Below are 19,310 nucleotides of genomic sequence, written 5' to 3'. Positions count from 1 at the left end.
TTTAGAACTTAGATTAACTGGAATTAACTAAGCAACTACCTCTGCCTGGCTTCGAATAGTTTCTTCAACTTCGGTATTAAGTTCGTTTTCAGGAGTTTCTTCAAGTACAATTTGCACTTCTTTATCCCAACCGAACTTAGCCATTACGCGGTCAAAGATATAATAAACAACTGGTACAACAATCAAAGTTAAGAACATTGAACTGGTTAATCCACCAATAAGTACCCACGCAAGACCATTTTTCCATTCGGCTCCGGCGCCACTGGCTAAAGCAATGGGAAGCATTCCGATCACCATTGCCAGTGTTGTCATCAGGATCGGGCGGATACGTACTTGTGTTGCTTTAACCAAGGCTTCTTTAACTGTCAATCCGGCTGCTTTTAACTGATTGGTAAAGTCAACAACAAGAATGGCATTTTTGGCAACCAGACCAATTAACATAATCATTCCCAGTAGCGAGAAGATACTTAACGCATTCTGAGTTAGTGCCAGTGCCAGTAATGCCCCGATTACCGCCAGAGGAAGTGAGAACATAACAACCAGTGGATAAGCATAACTATTGTACAGAGCAACCATGATGAGGTAAACAAGTACCAGCGACGCCAGAAGTGCAAGCAGTAATCCGCCGAATGCTTCTGATTGATTTTCAAGATCTCCTCCCATGGAATAACCAACTCCGGTCGGCAGATTCATTTCACCGAGACGGGTTTGTATTTCTTCTCCGACAGTACCTACGGGTCTTCCGAGTACCTGTGCGGATACGGTTACTGTGGGTACTTTATCTCTACGGTTCAACTCCGTAGGCCCTGAACTTTCAATAATAGAAGCAAATTGTTCCAGTCGTACCTGTTCCCCTTTATTATTCATCAAAGTCAGGTTTGCAATATCTTCTACATTTTTTCGGTCAAAAGCATCCAGTTGAATCGAAATATCATATTCGTTGTCTCCATCTCTGTATTTGGTTTCCTGAACTCCGTTAAAGGCTGTTCGCATCGTTGCTCCGACCATTTCCAGAGATAACCCCAGATTGGTCATCTTTTCACGATTGACTTCAACTTTCACTTCAGGATTTCCTCCTTCAATTGTACTTTCAACTTCAACAGCACCAGGTACATTAGAGATAAGTTGCTGAACCGAAGCAGCTGTTGCAGCAAGTGAATCCAGGTCAGTACCGCTCAGAATTACCTGAATAGGAGCTTCAGAGCCGGTTCCGATAAGAGATACAGGAACGGCTTTGAATTTTGCACCTGCCAGATTTTCCTGTAGTTCAATTTGTAATCGTCTGGAGAAAACCTGAGTCGAAATGGTTCGTTCTTCAGCCGGAACTAATTGTACGTTGATTTCAGCCAGATATGGAGTGGATGTTGTCGTCATACTACCGGAAGACTGTCCTACAGTGGTAGTAACGCGCTGTACATCGGGAAGTTCAGAAATGTAATTTTCAACGTCCTGTGACAACAAGTTTGTCTGTCTCAGTGTTGCATTTTTAGGGAGCTCCACTTCCATGGTGAATTCACCTCTGTCCCCTGCCGAAACAAATTCACTTCCGATAAAGCCGAATTTGACCAGAGCAAAGGAAGACACAAATAAAACCAGCGTTGTACCCAAAACAATAATTTTGTGATTGAAGCTCCATTTCAAAGCACCTGACATCGCATTTTCAAATCTTTTAATAACATTTTCAAAGGCTGTGATTGTTTTCCCAATAAACCCTTTGTTCTTGATGTGTGATATTTTTGAAAAACGGGATGCCAGTAACGGAATCAGAGTAAAAGCAACGAGCAAACTCAGTAATGTACTTACGGCTACGGTAAGCGAAAATTGACGAAGCAGGTTTCCGATCAAACCGCCTGTGAGTGAAATAGGAACGAATACAGCTACAATTACCAGGGTAATGGAAATAACGGTTACGCCAATTTCACGAATCCCATCGTAGGCGGCCTGAAACTTGTTTTTACCCATTTCCATGTGTCGGTAGATATTCTCAATAACAACGATCGCATCATCTACGAGGATTCCGACAACCAGTGAAAGAGCAAGCAATGTCATAAGGTTCAAAGAGAACCCCAGTAACATCATGACCGTAAATGTTGAAATAATAGAGGCCGGTACGGCAACCATAACGATTACGGCATTCCGGAGACTGTGCAGGAATAATAACATTACCAGTGCTACAAGTATGATGGCAAACAATAAATCGTGAATTACGGCATCAGCCGCTTCAAGTGTAAAGTCTGAACTATCAGAAGCAATAGAGAATTTTAGTTGGTCACCAGCGTATTCCTTTTCAAGGTTTTCCATTATTTTTTTAGCTTCGGCACTTAACTCTACTGCATTTGCATCTCCTTGTTTTTGAATGGAAAGTCCGATTGCATTTTCTCCGTTCACCCGTGAAATAATTTCTTCATCTTTCTGAGAATCCTGTATTTCGGCAATATCAGAAAGATAAATTTTAGAACCATCCCGTGTCGTTCCGATAATTAATGAGCTCATCTGTTCCAGTGAAGTATATTTTCCTGCCAGACGGATCAACGTTTCTGATTCTCCGCTTTTTATTTTTCCCGTCGGGAAATCCATATTGGCATTTTGAATAACCTGACTGATTTGAAGAAGACTAAGGTTATACGTCTCCAGTTTATTTCTGTCAATGTTGATTTTAATTTCACGTGGCTGCCCTCCGAGTAGATTTACCTGTGCCACACCGGGAATTTTGGCCAATTGAGGTTGTATTTTCTTATCGACAAGATCATACAGTTCGGTTTCTGACATTTCTGCAGCTACTCCCAGACGCATGATAGGGAGGTCGTTGATATCAAATTTACCAAGAGAAGGAAGTTCTGCATCATCAGGTAGATCGTTGATCATGGCATTGATTTTTCGCTGAGCTTCCTGTAAGGCCTGATCTACATCTGTGTTTTGTCGTAGTTCTACTGTAACAATAGAGACACTTTCCAGGGATTTGGAGCTGATTCTGTCCAATCCTTCGACGGTAGAAAGCGCATCTTCAATTTCTTTTGTGACAGAGTTTTCAACTTCATACGGAGCGGCTCCCGGATATACGGTTGTTACTGTAAGTACGGGAACACTCATGTCGGGAATAAGTTCGTAATTCAGTTTGGTATAACTGAACGCACCGACTCCGATTAACAGAATGAACAGAACAGCAACCAGGGTAGGGCGTTTTATTGAAGTTTTTGTGATTTTCATTTCTAATGATTATTTTATCAGGAGTTAGTTGAGTATTTCAACTTTAGTTCCGTCTTTTAGGTTAATATGCCCGGTTAGTACAACATTGTCGGAAGACCGGATACCTGATAGGACTTCCACCTGATCTCCTGTTGTTTCGCCAACCTGTATGTCTTTTAATTTCGCTACATTATTATCGATGATAAACACCTGCGGGTTTTGTAAACTTCCGACAATAGCATTTCTGTTAAGGAGTGTTCGCTCGGTGGTATCTTTCCAGTCAAACTGAGCGCTCGCATACATTCCTGACTTCAGCGTAAACTCTTTTTGATTCGTTAAGGATAACTCAACATTATATTTTAGTGCATTATCCGCTTTTGCGGCGATAGAGGTAACCTTTCCGGAAAAACGGGTAGCCGGAAAAGCAGAAATAGTGATTTCAGCCAGATCTCCTTCTTTTAGGGTAAGGACTTCAGTAACGGTTAGTTTTACGTTGAGTTTAAGTTGGCTTACATCCACAATCTCATACAACTTTGTTCCCGGGCTGATATAAGCTCCTTCCTGAACAAAATCGTCGTTGATAATACCGTTTGCTGTAGCGCGAATAGAAGTGTTATCCAATCGCTTTTTGGCACTCTTGTATTGTGCTTCCGCATTTTTCAGCCCGATTTGAATCTCTTCTATTTGTCTTTTTGTTGTGGCGTCACTTTCATATAATTTGGAAAACCGGTTCAGATCAAGTTCCAATTTATCGAGATTGGCTTTGGCTGCTTCTACTTCAGCTGTTATCAAATCGTTTTCTACCTGTGCCAAAAGATCTCCCTTTCTGACGCGATCTCCTTTTTCTTTGTAAACAGATAAAATTTTCCCCTGAGTTTCGGAAATAACTACCAGATCAGTGATAGCTTCCAGTGTTCCGTCGGATTGTATCTGTCGGTCAAGTGATTTATTTTCGGGCTGGATCACACGAACCGGAATCTTGTCACTCGTGATTTCAGATAATTTGGCATTCTGTTGCATTTCCTGCTTGTTGGCGAAAAGTTTATAGCCTACAAGTCCGGATAGACCAATAACAGATAAGATGATGATTACTTTTTTCATTTGGATGTTTATTTAAAATTGGATCAATTTTGATTGAGTATACTTTTTAATTGTCCCTGAGCTTTTAGCATCTCAAGTTCTGATTTTTTGTACCGGATCAGTTCACGGTAATAGTTGAGTTCGGCATCCCGGAAAGATTGCTGAGAATCGAGTAAATCTGTCAAACCGACAACATGTTCTTTATAGAGCAGCTGTGTTTGATGTAGTACTTCTTCCGCCAGATTTTTGTTTTCGATTTGTGCCCGTACCGAAATCAAGCTATTCTTGTATTGTTCGCGGGCATTCTGTAACTGCATATCAAGTTGTCGTTCAGCTTCTGTTTGCTGTAACTTTAACTTTTCCTGCTCTATTTTTACCTGCTGAACTTTGTAGTGTTTCTGAAGACCGTCAAAAATAGGTACTTGAAGTTGCACGCCAATTACGGTCTGTTCAAACCAGGGGCGACCTGATTTGAAAAAATCAAATTCATTTCGTTGCGCCTGCCACATTTGTTGTCCGAAAATGGAAAGAGTAGGGGCATATCCGGCATTGATTTGCTTTTTGTTCAGCGTATTCAACTCTTGCTGTGTAGACAAAATCAGGAGTTCTACCGGTGTTTCTCTTTCCGAATTTCGATTGTTGAGTTCGACCAGATCCAGATTACCTGGATCTTTAATACTCAATTGCTGATCCATAGGCATACCAATCAAAAGTTTTAGATAATTATACTGTTGTTCAATACCTGTCTGGATACTTTTGAGATTGGTTTCCAGATTTACCTTGTTCACTTTTATTCTGCTCAAATCTGTTTTGGTAACCAATTCGTTTTCGTATTGAGCTGTCAGAAGTAGTTCAATTTGATTTAACCGATCGACATTACTTTCAAGCACTGATTTTTGCGCTTCTGTTTCCAAAATCTGATAATAGGATTGAGCGATGGCAAGAATAACATCTTCCTCTGTCTTTAATCTGAGTTGCTGATACAGTTCCCGCGAACTCTTAGCCGCTTTCAATCCGGTGAAGAATTGCTGATTATATACTAACTGAGACAATTTTAATGTCCCGGACATTGTAAAATCAGTACCGAATTGTACAGGAATCTGGGTGCCGGGTTGTCCGATAATCTCTCCGGGAAGAAGCTGTGTGGGGAGATTAGGGAAATTCTGGAATTGACCCTCTCCGTTGATTTGTGGCAATCCTGAGCTTCTGATTTCACCTATCTGTCCTTCGGCAATATCCTGATCCATAACAGCCTGTCGAATAGATAGACTGTTTTCCAATCCATAAGTTAATGCCTCCTGAAGACTGAAATTGTACTCCTGTTCCTGAGCCGATACGGAAAAAGAAAGCCCGGATACCAGTGAAACGGTGAGAATCTTAAGAATTCTGTTTTTTTTCATTTTTTATTTGATTACTTATTTTTTTAGGTAAAAGTTCTTTTGTAAACACTTAGTTCTGAATTAAAAGAACTAAAAAGAGAAAAAAATTAGGTGTTCCTTTTTTCCCATTTTTCATACAAAGCAGGTAACTCCTGATTGATGTATCTCATGAAGTCAATAACCTCTGAAAGACTTTTATTAAATTCAGGAGTACTGTCAGGACGTTGTTCCAGTATTTCTTCCATCAGAGCGGCTGTCCCGGTAATTTTAATAATAGCGTCTTTCATACTCTCCCGCCACGAACTGATCTTACTTTTAAAATAGCGCTTTCTATCACCCGTATAAGTGATATAGTCAATTTTATCTGTATTGATCAGAAAGTTCAAAGCGTTACTGGTTGCACTTTTACTCAGTCCGAGGCTCTCCCGGATCTGGTCAAAACCTAATTCCGGAACAGGGGATACGAGTAGAAGAGCAATAACGCGGGCTGCAGCAGGAGAGAAACCTGCTTTCTCGTGCTGAACACCAACACGCTCAATCAGCTGTTTTTGCTTTTCCGATAAGGTAACCTGATCTGTCATATCATTAAATTCTGACACAAAAATAAGTAAGTTTTTTTAGTTCTCAACAAAGAGAACGATAAAAAATGTTAAAATAAAAAAGGCCCGCCCTACGGCAGGCCATTGCAATATATGATTTTTCAATTAATCTTCATCATCTTCATCGTCGTTGTCAGCTTCATCATAGCTGTCATCGTCCTCTTCTTCATCAGAAGTGTATTCCGACATGTAATCAACATCGGCAAACTTTTCTTTGTAATCTTCTTTAACGTCTTCTTTTAGTATTCCGTCATCATCAAAATCATCATCTTCTTCAATAATAATTCGGGCTTCCTGAGCCGTCATACGTACAAGGTAATACTTGTCATCTGTTTCAAAGGGTAGTGCGCTTACTTTTTGTCCGTCCTTATTAACGTACGAAACGAGATGACTGTAAAAACCATGGGGAAAAGCCAGTTTAATTTGCTCCTTGATCTCTAAGTCAAGTTTTTCATAGTCTTTTACGACTCTGGGCTTGCTTGTACTCATGTTTCTTTATTTATACTAAAAATTGTGTTTAGCTTGAAAGACTTATATCGAGAGCCTTTCAGTGCTACAAAGTTCAACAAAGAAATTAATCTTGAAAATTTTTTCGATATTTTTTTTAAAAAAAATGAAATGGGTATTTTTTCACCTTAAAACTTTGTTTTTATGTCACATTTTTTATTGTGAAAAATTGCGGTTTATCGGTTTGTTTTTTGCTGAAAAAAAATCGCAAAGTAGAGATTTTGGATTCCCGGTGTATTTTGAAAGGCTAAATCGTCTGTTTGATTATTTTTGTAGAAAAAAGTTTTTATGTCTGTTTCAAAACGATTTGATATTGCTATTATAGGTGGAGGAATTGTGGGGGCTGCTACTTTTTATAAAATGCAAAAGCGATTTCCTTCCTTGAGTATGGTGTTGATAGAAAAAGAAGACTTACTGGCAGATCATCAGACAGGGCATAATTCAGGGGTGATACACTCGGGATTGTATTATAAACCCGGATCATTGAAAGCTAAGAACTGTGTGGAGGGAAGGAGAGAACTGGTCGAGTTCTGTAAAACGTATGAAATTCCACATGATGTTTGTGGAAAGGTGGTTGTGGCAACCGATAAGGAAGAGTTACCTTATTTGGATAAGATATTTGAAACAGGTTTAAAGAATGAGATTGAAGGTATTCGTAAGATTACAGGAGAAGAAATAAAGGAATACGAACCGTTTGTAGAAGGAATTGCCGGAATTCATGTACCCTGCACAGGAATTGTTGATTTTAGGGCTGCAACGGCAAAAATGGTAGAACTTGCTTTGGAATCGAACCCGGAGAGTGAGTTGCGGTTAGGACACGAGGTGTTTGATGTCAGAAAGAAAGACGGATATTCAGAGGTGCTTACAGATAAAAAAGTATTTGAAGCAAATTATCTGGTCTTTTGTGCAGGACTTCAGGCTGACCGACTGGCGCGAAAAGATGGTGTTCAGTTGAAGGAAAAAGTTGTTGGGTTCCGGGGTGATTACTATGAGTTGACGGAAGAAGCAAAACACAAGGTGAAGAATTTGATTTATCCGGTTCCTAATCCTGCTTTTCCTTTTTTAGGTGTTCATTTTACACGTATGACAAACGGAGAAACAGAGTGCGGACCGAATGCTGTGTTTACTTTTAAACGCGAAGGGTATGGAAAGACGGATTTCAGTTTAAAAGATACCTGGGATGCGTTGACATACAAAGGAACCTGGAAATTATTCTTTTCCAATATCAGTTTCGGAATTAATGAATACCGAAGAGCATTTTCAAAAAAGTTATTTCTGAAAACACTACAACGAATGGTTCCTTCCCTGACTATGGATGATCTGAAACCCGGGCGTTCGGGAGTGAGAGCCTTGTTGTTGCGAGAGGACGGAGATACCCGGGATGATTTTCGTATTGAATACAAGGGGAACTCTATCCATGTTCTGAATGCACCATCTCCTGCAGCAACAGCTTCTCTGGCAATTGGTTCCTATGTGACTGAAAAAGCGGTGGAACACTTTGGTCTCGTAGCAGAGAAATAGCAAGGTTTCTGTCTATTTATACCAACTTTACTACTATTATCGTTAAGTATTGGGTAAATTAGCATACAAACAGTAGTATGAGGTTAGTTCAGTTGTGCATGATTATCGTATTTTCCGGATCTGTTTCCGGTCAAAACCTGAATAAGGGCTTTGAGGCGCTTGCTATGTATGACTATTTTCAGGCAAAGAAAATCTTTGAAAAAAAAGAGAAGAAATCTCCTTCTATAGCTGCTTTTGGGCTTTCAGTGATATACTTACGGGATGACAACCCCTTTCATAATCTGGATTCAGCGTATGTGAAGATTGTAAAAGCCGAAAGGAAGTATAAAGAGGAGAAGGAAAAGACCAGGGAGAAGTATGCGGAAAAATGGAAATATACGTACGATTCAATTCTTGTTTTACGACAAGCTGTTTCTTCCGAAATTTTCCAAAATGTAGAATTGGAAAACACAGAGTTGGCTTACGTGCGTTTTATTGCGGCGCATCCCTGGGCAAAAGAACTCAAACAGGCAAAGTACAGAAGAGATCTCCTCGCATTTGAAAAAGCAGAACGATCCAATACATCACATGATTATGCACACTTTTTGGAAAAGTACCCCAAATCGGAGTTTGCTAATTTGGCTAAAGAGTTGTTTTTCAGAAGTCAGTATGCTGAACAGGTTGAGCCCGGAACGGAAGAAGCTTTTGCCAATTTTGTCACGCGTTATCACTATAACCCGTATGTTTCTGAAGCTGAAAAAGAACTGTACGAGGTGGCTACCTCAGAACATACGGTTTCAGAGTACGAGAGATTCATCAGACAATATCCGGATAATCCACATATTGAGGAAGCCTGGCAACTACTATACCGGGCGTATATAAGGGATTTCTCTCTGGCGAAAGTAGAGCAATTCAAAAAAGAGTTTCCTAATTATCCGTTTATGGAAGAACTGGAGCGGGAGCTATATGCACTCAACCGTTTGTTACTTCCGTATAGAAAGAATGGAAAGTGGGGATATATTGACAGAGAAGGAACGGTTATTATTCGTCCCCGATTTGATGGCGCTTCGCTTTTTAATGAAGGTATGGCGGTTGTCCAGTTAAATGGTGCTCTGGGGTATATTGATGCACTTGGTGCTCAGATTGTAGAACCGATATTTGCGGATGCTTCTGCTTTTAAAGACGGTATAGCCATTGTTGCGGATGAAGACGATTATTACGGTATTATTGACCGCACAGGATTAATGATTCTGGAAACAGACTTTGAGGAGATAGGTGAACCTTCGGAAGGATTGTTTTACGTCCTGACTGATGAAGGGTATGTGTTTTATGACCCATCCGGAAAAAGAGCCTTTCCAGGTGTATTTGATCAGGTCGAAGCATTTGAGGGTGGAACAGCTGTTGTAATTCAGAACGAAAATTACCTTGTCATTGACAAACAAGGTACGATAGTTTTGGAACGCGAGGAAAAAATAACCCGTTTCGGATCGGGATTCCTGTTTGAAGACGGGGATTCGACCTTTATCGTAGCCTTGTCGGGGGATACACTTTTCTCAGGAGAGGTTGTACGATTTGGTCCGAAGACAGGAGCATACATTCCGTATGTGGAACATGATAAAGTAGGTTTTGTAAATGAAAACGGGGAAATAAAAATTGAACCTCAGTTTGCCAGTTATCCCAATGTGTTACTTTTTGGTCAGTTTAAGAATGGATATGCCAAGATGTTAGATGAACGTTCAGGTAAATATGGATTGATTGATACGACAGGACAATGGAAAGTGGCACCGCGCTATCAGGATATTTCCTATTATTCAGATATTTTTGCGGCCAAACGAAACGAGTATTGGGAGTTTTTTGATTCTGGAATGAATCGGGTGTGGAACAGACGTTTTGCGCTTGCAGAATCGTTTTCCGGACCCACGGCAGTGGTAATGGATGAGAACAGGTATGGTTTGTTCGGACGAAACGGAGAGTTTGTTCTTCCCCCGGAATATGATGAAATCATTGAAATTACTTCAGACTTACTTCGGATTCATAATGATAAGGGTTTCCGGATCTATGATAAATCGGGAAAATTGAAACTTCCGCACGCTTATTCACGGGTGGAGTTGATTTTACCGGGAATTCTTCGTTTATTCAGAGAAGATAAAATGGAGTACTATTTGATAGAGAATGATTGTATTATTGAACCAGCAGAGTAGTGGACAGGTTTTTTGACTTCATAGAAAAGCACCGATTTGGGATTCTGACGACATTTGTTGTCCACATGGGTATTTTTCTCTATTTGCAGCTGGAAACGTATTCTTCAAATGTGTACTTCGGTGATAACGAGGTGTATGCAAGGATTGAGGTCCCCGAAGAAATGATTCCGATTGAACCGGACGAGATTGAGATTCCGGAGGAAATGCAGCAGCAAAGCGGTGAGGTTAAAAACCTGACAAAAGATGTACACGATAAACGGGAAAAGGTAAATGAAGGGTTTTCGCGGTCATCTGTCGATAACAAAGTGGAACAGGACGTGAAGAATTTGGAACAGGAGTTTTTTAATGAATATAAAAACTCTCGTCCTCAGACAGGAACTTCCGGAGAAACAACGGAACAAAGGACAAGCAATAATCAACGTACATCTACAACAGACTCACAGAATAACGAATCGGGCTCCTCTTCTGGTGGAGATAAGGTATATGCAGGAAGAACGATGGTAAATTATGATCTGGAAGGAAGAAAACCACATAATAATAACGACTGGTATATTCGCAACCCGGGATATACGTGTGGATCAGGTTCCAACGGGACTGTTGTTATTGCGATTCGTGTTAATCAGAACGGAGATGTAATTTCTGCACGTTATGTTGCTGAAAAATCAGTGAACGCGAACAACTGTATGATACAAAAAGCGGAAGAGTATGCGTTAAAATCCAGGTTTGCTTACAAGGAATCGGCGCCTAAATCGCAGGACGGGTTTATCATGTACAATTTTGATTCGAAGTAGTGATGACCGGTATGTTAAAGAAAATAATCTTCCGTTTTGCTCCGGAACGTTTTATCAAAAGTGTTCAGCAATTCAAAAAAAAGCGAAGAAACCGGGTATTGCACCAACAGGCAAAAACAGGTGGATTAACACAGGAAGATCTGATAGCAGAACTGCGTACAATTGGAATTACGGAAGGAGATACGGTCCTTGTTCACTCTGCTTTGTCAAAAATAGGCTACCTGAAAGATGGACCCCGTACATTGGTGGATGCTTTACTGGAGACAGTGGGAAGTACAGGAAATATTCTAATGCCAACTTCTCCCAATAATAAGAGACAACTGGATTACATTAAAGAACTGGAGGTGTTTGATGTTCAGGAAACACCTTCGCGATTGGGAGCTGTGACAGAGTATTTCAGGAAGTTACCGGAAGCTAAAAGGAGTATACATCCAACAGAGCCGGTTTCCTGTATCGGACCGGATACAGAGTATCTTGTAGATGATCATTTCGGACAACTAACACCTTATAGCGAGAACAGTCCTTTTTACAGAGTAGCCGAGAAAAACGGTAAAATCCTGATGATAGGAGTAACATTGGACAACGCGGGGACTAATCTTCATTGTCTCGAAGATGCTGTAACGAACTTTAAGTTTCCGATCTATTATCACGAAATTCAAAAAGTAAAGATCAGGGATTACGAGGGAAATGAACAGATCGTTGAAACAAAAATTCACAACCCGGAGTGGTCGGTAAAACGTAAATGTGATGAATTGATACCCCTTTTTGAAAAACGTGGAGTTCTCAAGAAGGTACAGGTGGGAGAAGCGGAAACCTTACTGATCGATGCCCGAAAAATGCTGGATGTAATGATCGATGCGTATGAAAAAAACGGAATTACCATGTATACGCCACAGGGAAGTTGATATTCTTCCATAGAAGCTAAGAAGTACTTGCAAATTTTTACTTTTGTCAAAATTGAAAATATGAAGTGGACAACTATTAAAGAATACCAGGATATAACCTTCAGAAAATGTAACGGAGTAGCGCGGATTGCTTTTAACAGACCTGAAGTCCGAAATGCATTTCGACCGAAAACCGTTTCCGAATTACTGGAAGCCTTGATTATAGCCCATGAATCACAAGAAATCGGAGTCGTATTGATTAGTGGTGAAGGTCCTTCTCCCAAAGACGGAGGATGGGCTTTTTGTTCAGGAGGTGATCAACGTGTACGTTCTACAACCGGTTATAAAGGTGAGGATGGTGTAAATCGTTTTAATATATTAGATGTACAGCGTCAGATCCGGTTTATGAACAAAGTAGTTATTGCTGTTGTGCCGGGTTGGGCAGTTGGTGGAGGTCATAGTTTACACGTTGTTTGTGATCTGACATTAGCCAGTAAAGAACATGCTGTATTCAAACAAACGGATGTAGATGTAGCCAGTGTGGACGGTGGATTTGGATCGGCCTATTTAGCACGTCAGGTAGGGCAAAAACGTGCACGGGAAATTTTCTTCCTGGGTAAGTCGTATTCTGCGCAGGAAGCGTATGATATGGGAATGATAAACGCCGTTGTTCCGCATGAAGAGTTGGAACAGACAGCTTACGAATGGGCACAGGAAATTTTGACAAAAAGTCCGACAGCCGTGAAAATGGCGAAATTTGCCTTCAATCTTATCGATGATGGTTTGGTAGGGCAGCAGGTGTACGCTGGTGAAGCAACCCGTTTGATCTACATGACCGAAGAAGCTGTAGAAGGTCGTAACGCATTTTTAGAAAAAAGAGAACGGGATTTTTCGAAATTCCCCAAGTTTCCATAAATGGATACAGTAGAAAAACAGAAAAAGTCTCCTCTGAAAAGAGGAGACTTTTTTGTTCGTGTAGTGAAGATTGTAAAAAAGTAATGCAATTAATCCCTTTTTAATCAGGTGATTTAAAAATCGAACAGATCATTTTTGTCAAATAAAAGAAAGTAAAATTCTGTTATAGAAACGTTTTCAAATATAGAGGCAAAGAGTTATTTTAGCCAAGCATTTTGAATAACTTAAAAATTTAACATGATGAAAAAATCATTCTTAGTTCTACTAGTATTGCTCTTACACACAGCTGTTTTTTCACAAGACATTAAATTATTTGAATCCTACCTTAGACTGAATGATTTGTCTTCTCGGTATGTTGTCGTTTTAGAAGATAATTCAATCTGGTGGTTTGCCCCGGAGGCCCCCTGGAAAAAGTCATCAGTGGATGGATTGCCAGAGAACTATTCTATAAAACACATATCATGTTACTCGAAAGAAGATGGAGAAAGTCGTTATGTTGTCGCGTTAGAAGATAACTCAATCTGGTGGTTTGCTCCGGGACAACCCTGGAAAAGATCTTCTGTTGAAGGTTTACCAGAACAGTTTAAAATTAATCAGCTAAAAGCATATAGTAAAGTCAGTGGGACAAGATATGTTGTCGTTTTAGAAGATAACTCAATCTGGTGGTTTGCTCCTGGCCAGCCCTGGAAAAAATCCTCCGTTGACGGATTACCGAAGTAATTTGTAAATTCGTTTTACAGCTTCATTTTGAACAAATATAATTCTTGCCTTTGCTGTTTGTATTAGCGGAAAGCAAGAATTGAAATGTTTTAATATCTTTGATTTGAGTAGTCGTTTGTATTTCTAATAGTTTCTAAATTAGAGTAATACAGGATGATGCTAAACTGGAAATGTGTTCCGATCAGGTAATCTATAGCTGCAATTTGGGCTGATTCAATAGTGTCTAAATCTACTTAGAACTATTGCAGTCTGTTTCTACCCGAAAAATAGTAACTTTAAATCTATCACTAACGGGTATAGGGTTGTAAGTATTTAGTAAACAGCAGGACACGATATGTTGATGAGGACAATATAATTACTTCAGGCGGGATCTCGTCCGGAATAACGATGTCCTTTTATATTGTCAAAAAACTTTTCTGAAAGCAAATTGCTGAGGAGATAGCAAGACGGATGGAGTATAGTGTTGTAATGCAGTAAATAAAAAATGAAAAAACTGATTTCTTTATTATTTGTAGTTTATGTTTCTGAAGCATTTGCTCAAAACATTCCCCAATATGACTATAGTAAAGTTTGGAACTTTCTAAAATTTTATCACTCCGATTTAGCGAGTGGTAAAATCGATGCAGATAGTCTTTTTCTGGAAAACATCAATCAATCTCAGTACCTAGATATCAATGAATCCATTGAGTTACTTACCAAAAACTTGAATAATCAATTCACGACAAAATCAGAACCCAATGAAGAAACTGATGTTTTACGCATAAATCAGGATTTTAGTTGGTATCGGGAGAATCCAGACATCAAACGCAAATATCGTAAACTCCTGAACAAAATTTACTCCCATCGCTTTACGGGGGAACATTACTACGATGTTTCGCAAACCGTCTATGAGTACATCATTCCACATGAAAAACCTTACGATTTTGGTGTAGAAACGCAAATACCCTTAGCATATCGGTTGCTCGCTATGGCAAAAATGATAGGTATCATCGACTATCTGTATCCCTATAAATATTTAATGCCCGAAAATGCAAATGATGAACTCAAAAAATTAATTCAACAGTCCATAACCTGCGAATCCAGAAAAGAATTTGAAACCATTTTGGCAAAAACTGCCGCTCTTTTTGAGGATACCCATGCCTTTGGTTTTTACAAAGAATTGCATTACCAAAAAGAAATCTACCATAAAAATTATTATGCTCCTTTTGATTATCACGTGTTTGAAGACCATATTCTTGTGACAAACCTAATCACTCCGGACGTATGTAAAGAAGCCGGTATTGCTGTAGGTGACAGGATTATGTCAATTAATGATATTTCTGTGAAAGATATGATCAGAGAGAAATCTACACTGCTTTCCACTTCTAATAAAAACAAACTATTGTACTATTTATCGGACTATATCAACAACTTAATCTGGATAGATGATTTGCAAACTAAAAGTTTACAAATTCAGAAATACCCGGATAGAAATGAAACAACCATAAAGCTTGCATTAATAGATCCGACCAATAAAGAACAAGCCCTGCAAATCAACGAATACTACCAACAAAAGTTGAATAAGAAAGCAGCTCGCAAGTTGGAACATGATGATATTGCCTATTTCAGAACAGATCAAACCTTCTCTTTGATAGACGATGTGGATGATGACCAGATAGATGCTACGATGAATAAAATTTTTGAAGAAGCTGCGTCAAAAAAAGCGATTGTTTTTGATATGCGGGCATATCCCGATTGGGGTGGATTTGCCTTTAACTATGTATATAATTATTTTTCACCCAAAGAAAACTGGTTTGGGAAATATTATCGGCAAAACCTCAATAACATAGGAACCTATGCCTATGTATACAAAAGTGCTACAATTGAGTATTTTCCAGATATTCCAAACAAAACCACGCACAACTACAACGGGAAAGTCTTTATCATTGTTGACCCCGCAACGCAAAGTATGAGCGAATGGAATACTATGAATTTTCAGCATGTATTTCCACAAGCTATCACGATTGGCGAACAGACGGCAGGTGCAGATGGTGATATGAAGTATCTTACCCTACCAGGCGGATATTCCTTTGGGTTTACCGCCAATGCGGTGTTTTATCCTGATAATACACTCACTCAAAAAGTAGGGGTTAAAATAGATGAGATAATTCACTACACCGATGCTGATATATTGAATCAAAAAGATATTCCGTTTGAGATCATTTTAAAAGCAATGAATTAAAACGTTGTCCCCCTTTTGAATCGCCAATCGTCAATAGGGTGAACTTTAAAAATAATAGCATGAAAGAATTCGCGTTGATTTTCAGACTAAAAGACATTTCGGACTTTAAACCTTCGCCCGGGCAAATGCAGGAGCGAATGAATTGGTTGGGCAGTATTGCGGCACAAAACAAAATAGCCGACAAAGGAAACACACTTTTGCCCATTCCGGGAAGTGCCAAAACCGTAAAACCAAATAATGTGGTTACGGACGGACCTTACACCGAAATCAAGGAATTTATTAGCGGTTACGTTGTTGTAAAAGCTGAAAACATTGATGAAGCAGTAGAAATTGCCAAAGCCAACCCAATTTTTGAACAGGTGGGTGGAAGTATCGAAGTTCGTGAAGTACTGAAACGTGACTGATCGTTGAAGAAAACGCAATCATACAACGAATTGTTACCGCATTTGTTCCGGCAGGAATATGCGAAAATGACGGCTGTTCTGTGCCGTCATTTTGGTTTAAAACACATCGAAATAGCAGAAGATATTGCCAGTGATACCTTTCTGAAAGCTTCGGAATATTGGGCACTCAACGGAATTCCTGAAAACCCTACGGCCTGGCTTTACACGGTTGCGAAAAACAAAACCAGAGATTATTTCAAACACCTTTCGGTAGTAGAAACCAAAATCAAAAATGACATAAAGCAGGACAACTTCAGGCAGGATAACGATTTTGAATTGAACGAACAAATCATTTCAGACAGTCAATTGGCCATGATTTTTGCCGTTTGTAATCCTGCGAATAACTCTGAAAGTCAGATTGCACTGGCTCTTCAGATTCTTTGTGGTTTTAGCGTGGATGAAATAGCCCATGCGTTCCTCGCAAAAACCGAAACCATAAAAAAGCGGTTGCAACGGGCGCGCAATAACCTTCGAAACGATAATTTCCAGATTAAAACATTGACCCGATCTGAAATCCAATCCAGACAGGAAACTGCGTTACACACCTTGTACCTGCTGTTCAACGAAGGATATTTCTCCCAATCGAACAACCAATTCATCCGAAAAGAACTTTGTTCGGAAGCCGTCAGGTTGAACTTTGCCTTAACAGAAAACCCCTTGACCAACACTCCACAAGCAAATGCTTTGTTGGCGTTGATGTGTTTTCAGAGTTCCCGGATTGAAGCCCGAACCAACGAAAAAGGCGAAGCCATACTTTTTAATCAACAGGACAAAAACCGTTGGGACAAATCGCTTATCGAAAAGGGAAGTTATTTTTTGATAAACGCCACCAACGGAAACGAAATCTCGAAATATCATTTAGAAGCAGGAATCGCTTATTGGCATACAACTGACCAGAAAGACAAGTGGAAAAACATTCTACAATTGTACAACCAATTAATTTTAATCGAATATTCGCCCATCACCGCATTGAACCGTACATTTGCTTTCTCAAAAGTTTACGGACACGAAAAAGCAATTTTGGAAGCCGGGAAATTACATCTGATAGAAAATAATTATTATCACGAATTATTAGGCTACTTATATACCGAATCAAACACCTCAAAAGCAATTGAGCATTACGAGAAATCCATAAAGCTGACAAAATCGGAAACGGAAAAACTGACTATACAAAAAGAAATTGAACGGCTGAAAATCAAAAAAGGGAGGTAATACTATTTTTGTAAAACAGCACTTTAGATGTGGATTTTCTTTTTTCATCCGACCTTAAACAACAGTATTTATTCATTACATTCTTTATTTCTGATGAAATACTATATTCACTGGTATATGACGTTTTCAAACAATACTTGAGAAAAGTACTAATTTTACCTTCTTTTATGTTCGTAATACAATAATGAAAAAGTGAACCATCGATTTTATACAAAAAGTAAAAAAGAGCAAAATAGAGTTCATGTTGTCATAGGGATTTGTTCTGTTTTAATTCTCTGTTTATTTGTTAGTATTGCAATAGCATCAGGGGTGTATTCGATCGGAGTTGTAACATTTGTGTTAATCTTGTCTGTAATAGCTCCATTCTATGATGTACCATCCCTACAGAAAAGTGGAAAGATGATTTATTACTCATCACTGTTCATAGCAGAACAACCTAAAAATGGATGTATAAAAGTTCATGGTGGAACGTTATTTGACTACTATTTCGTAATTGATCGGAAAATGAACGGAAAACAAAGGACGAATTTTATAATTCAGCAATATTTGCAAGGATTAGTGGCTCTGATAGAAAAATATGAATCCGATAAGCAAATGAAAATTCGCGGTACGAGCTATATAATAAATGATAGAACTGCAGAAAAAATGGGGTTTAAAATTGTCAAAACGGATAGTATAGAAAAGGTAATCTTAATTTATAACTATTTCAATATCCTCATTTCAAATTCATTTGCAAAAAACAGATTGTCATTTCCAAAGTTGAGTAGAACTAAAACATTTGAGGCGGATATTAGTCAGTTATTGGCACGAAAGGAATACATTGAGAAAATGAACAATATGTTTAAAAATGCTATTACTCAGAATGAGTAACAACAAATGATCCCCAGTTGAATGGGAAAGATAAGGTTGTAATTATGGAACTAAATACTTCAGAAGTAAAAGTATATTTGAAGAATATGGAAAAACAAAAAAGCTGTCCGAAAGAGAAATAGGGACAGCTTTTTTGTTCTAGTATGTATGCGTGGATTATTCCTCTTCTTTTTTCGCTTTTGCAGTTGTTTTCTTAGCTGCTGGTTTTTTCGGAGCGGCTTTTTCATCTGTCTTAGCAGCAGCCTTTTTAGCTGGAGCTTTTTTCGCAGGAGCCTTTTTTTCTGTCTTTTCAGCTGCATCCGTTGTTTTCTTTGCAGCTGCTTTTTTAGGCTTTTCTTCTTTTACCTCTTCAACTACTTCTTCCGCTGTTTCTTCTTCAAGAATAAGTGCACCGGCCTTTTGAAGAAGGTTATACCACTGGAATAGTTTCTTTATGTCAGAAGGATATACTCTGTCCTGATCGTAGTTCGGAAGTACTTCTTCCATATAATCTGCCAGTTTTTTCTGACTTTCTTTATGTGAAATAGTTTGTCCACCATTTTCTTTGTCAAAAATTGAACGGAATACATCTTTAAGTGGTATGTCTTCTTCATACGTGTAGATGCTGATGTCTTCCAAAGCAGAGATTCTGTTGTTTGAGTGCGCAGGAAAACGTTTACCATCTACCAAAGACTCAACAATAACATTGTTGTTTCCGTGAGCAACAACCTTGTACAATCCCGGTTTTCCGGAAATTGAAATAATTCCTGTTAGATTCATTTCGTGTTTTTGAATTTAGTTGCCAAAAATAGCATAAAGCATT

The 19,310-nt window shown here is 39.0% G+C and carries 16 protein-coding genes; 10 read left to right on the top strand and 6 right to left on the bottom strand.

The features are described 5' to 3' along the window. Positions 1-27: 27 nt before the first annotated feature. The 5 genes from AC4PL9_RS06490 to AC4PL9_RS06470 form a co-directional block, all read right to left on the bottom strand. Positions 28-3,207, bottom strand: a complete 3,180-nt coding sequence (locus AC4PL9_RS06490) for an efflux RND transporter permease subunit (RefSeq protein ID WP_491603944.1) — start codon at positions 3,205-3,207, stop codon at positions 28-30. 24 nt (positions 3,208-3,231) lie between these two features. Next, positions 3,232-4,287 carry an efflux RND transporter periplasmic adaptor subunit gene (locus AC4PL9_RS06485; protein ID WP_491603943.1) on the bottom strand — a complete coding sequence of 352 codons (1,056 nt, stop codon included), beginning with the start codon at positions 4,285-4,287 and terminating at the stop codon, positions 3,232-3,234. Between the two features lie 23 nt (positions 4,288-4,310). Beyond that, a complete protein-coding gene (locus AC4PL9_RS06480) occupies positions 4,311-5,666 on the bottom strand; it encodes a TolC family protein (RefSeq protein ID WP_491603942.1) in 1,356 nt (451 codons plus the stop codon). An 86-nt stretch (positions 5,667-5,752) separates the two neighbouring features. Then, complete coding sequence (locus AC4PL9_RS06475) at positions 5,753-6,244, bottom strand: GbsR/MarR family transcriptional regulator (RefSeq protein WP_491603941.1); 492 nt, start codon at positions 6,242-6,244, stop codon at positions 5,753-5,755. A gap of 105 nt (positions 6,245-6,349) precedes the next feature. After that, a complete protein-coding gene (locus AC4PL9_RS06470) occupies positions 6,350-6,733 on the bottom strand; it encodes a hypothetical protein (RefSeq protein ID WP_491603940.1) in 384 nt (127 codons plus the stop codon). 306 nt (positions 6,734-7,039) lie between these two features. Here AC4PL9_RS06470 and lhgO point away from each other — a divergent pair, with 306 nt between their 5' ends. The 10 genes from lhgO to AC4PL9_RS06420 all read left to right on the top strand — a co-directional run bounded on the left by lhgO (position 7,040) and on the right by AC4PL9_RS06420 (position 18,508). Beyond that, positions 7,040-8,272: an L-2-hydroxyglutarate oxidase gene (lhgO, locus tag AC4PL9_RS06465; protein WP_491603939.1), complete on the top strand. Its 1,233-nt coding sequence runs from the start codon at positions 7,040-7,042 to the stop codon at positions 8,270-8,272. 77 nt (positions 8,273-8,349) lie between these two features. Continuing rightward, on the top strand, positions 8,350-10,452 hold the full coding sequence (locus AC4PL9_RS06460; RefSeq protein ID WP_491603938.1) for a WG repeat-containing protein: 2,103 nt from the start codon (positions 8,350-8,352) through the stop codon (positions 10,450-10,452). Beyond that, positions 10,452-11,243, top strand: coding sequence for a hypothetical protein (locus tag AC4PL9_RS06455; RefSeq protein ID WP_491603937.1), 792 nt, complete (start codon positions 10,452-10,454; stop codon positions 11,241-11,243). The genes AC4PL9_RS06460 and AC4PL9_RS06455 overlap by 1 nt, the downstream gene beginning before the upstream one ends. Before the next feature lie 11 nt (positions 11,244-11,254). Then, positions 11,255-12,148 (top strand): AAC(3) family N-acetyltransferase, encoded by an 894-nt coding sequence (locus AC4PL9_RS06450; RefSeq protein WP_491603936.1) that lies wholly within the window; start codon positions 11,255-11,257, stop codon positions 12,146-12,148. 60 nt (positions 12,149-12,208) lie between these two features. After that, positions 12,209-13,042 carry a 1,4-dihydroxy-2-naphthoyl-CoA synthase gene (locus tag AC4PL9_RS06445; RefSeq protein WP_491603935.1) on the top strand — a complete coding sequence of 278 codons (834 nt, stop codon included), beginning with the start codon at positions 12,209-12,211 and terminating at the stop codon, positions 13,040-13,042. Positions 13,043-13,282: 240 nt separating this feature from the next. Next, positions 13,283-13,762 carry a hypothetical protein gene (locus tag AC4PL9_RS06440; RefSeq protein ID WP_491603934.1) on the top strand — a complete coding sequence of 160 codons (480 nt, stop codon included), beginning with the start codon at positions 13,283-13,285 and terminating at the stop codon, positions 13,760-13,762. A gap of 484 nt (positions 13,763-14,246) precedes the next feature. Then, positions 14,247-15,983, top strand: coding sequence for a S41 family peptidase (locus AC4PL9_RS06435; protein WP_491603933.1), 1,737 nt, complete (start codon positions 14,247-14,249; stop codon positions 15,981-15,983). Positions 15,984-16,042: 59 nt separating this feature from the next. Further along, on the top strand, positions 16,043-16,387 hold the full coding sequence (locus AC4PL9_RS06430) for a YciI family protein (RefSeq protein ID WP_491603932.1): 345 nt from the start codon (positions 16,043-16,045) through the stop codon (positions 16,385-16,387). A gap of 3 nt (positions 16,388-16,390) precedes the next feature. Continuing rightward, complete coding sequence (locus AC4PL9_RS06425; RefSeq protein WP_491603931.1) at positions 16,391-17,638, top strand: RNA polymerase sigma factor; 1,248 nt, start codon at positions 16,391-16,393, stop codon at positions 17,636-17,638. A 192-nt stretch (positions 17,639-17,830) separates the two neighbouring features. Then, positions 17,831-18,508, top strand: coding sequence for a hypothetical protein (locus AC4PL9_RS06420; RefSeq protein ID WP_491603930.1), 678 nt, complete (start codon positions 17,831-17,833; stop codon positions 18,506-18,508). A 156-nt stretch (positions 18,509-18,664) separates the two neighbouring features. Here the strand turns inward: AC4PL9_RS06420 and AC4PL9_RS06415 are convergent, their stop codons facing one another. Beyond that, positions 18,665-19,267, bottom strand: coding sequence for a DUF5606 family protein (locus AC4PL9_RS06415; RefSeq protein ID WP_491603929.1), 603 nt, complete (start codon positions 19,265-19,267; stop codon positions 18,665-18,667). Positions 19,268-19,310 lie beyond the last annotated feature (43 nt).

The organism is Wandonia sp., assembly GCF_984588085.1.
This window is presented reverse-complemented; position numbering and strand designations above follow the sequence as displayed.

Coding starts and splice junctions, on each gene's coding strand:
- AC4PL9_RS06485 (WP_491603943.1), bottom strand. CDS start 4,287: ATGAAAAAAGTAATCATCATCTTATCTGTTATTGGTCTATCCGGACTT.
- AC4PL9_RS06430 (WP_491603932.1), top strand. CDS start 16,043: ATGAAAGAATTCGCGTTGATTTTCAGACTAAAAGACATTTCGGACTTT.
- AC4PL9_RS06440 (WP_491603934.1), top strand. CDS start 13,283: ATGAAAAAATCATTCTTAGTTCTACTAGTATTGCTCTTACACACAGCT.
- AC4PL9_RS06415 (WP_491603929.1), bottom strand. CDS start 19,267: ATGAATCTAACAGGAATTATTTCAATTTCCGGAAAACCGGGATTGTAC.
- lhgO (WP_491603939.1), top strand. CDS start 7,040: ATGTCTGTTTCAAAACGATTTGATATTGCTATTATAGGTGGAGGAATT.
- AC4PL9_RS06450 (WP_491603936.1), top strand. CDS start 11,255: ATGTTAAAGAAAATAATCTTCCGTTTTGCTCCGGAACGTTTTATCAAA.
- AC4PL9_RS06435 (WP_491603933.1), top strand. CDS start 14,247: ATGAAAAAACTGATTTCTTTATTATTTGTAGTTTATGTTTCTGAAGCA.
- AC4PL9_RS06490 (WP_491603944.1), bottom strand. CDS start 3,207: ATGAAAATCACAAAAACTTCAATAAAACGCCCTACCCTGGTTGCTGTT.
- AC4PL9_RS06445 (WP_491603935.1), top strand. CDS start 12,209: ATGAAGTGGACAACTATTAAAGAATACCAGGATATAACCTTCAGAAAA.
- AC4PL9_RS06460 (WP_491603938.1), top strand. CDS start 8,350: ATGAGGTTAGTTCAGTTGTGCATGATTATCGTATTTTCCGGATCTGTT.
- AC4PL9_RS06480 (WP_491603942.1), bottom strand. CDS start 5,666: ATGAAAAAAAACAGAATTCTTAAGATTCTCACCGTTTCACTGGTATCC.
- AC4PL9_RS06470 (WP_491603940.1), bottom strand. CDS start 6,733: ATGAGTACAAGCAAGCCCAGAGTCGTAAAAGACTATGAAAAACTTGAC.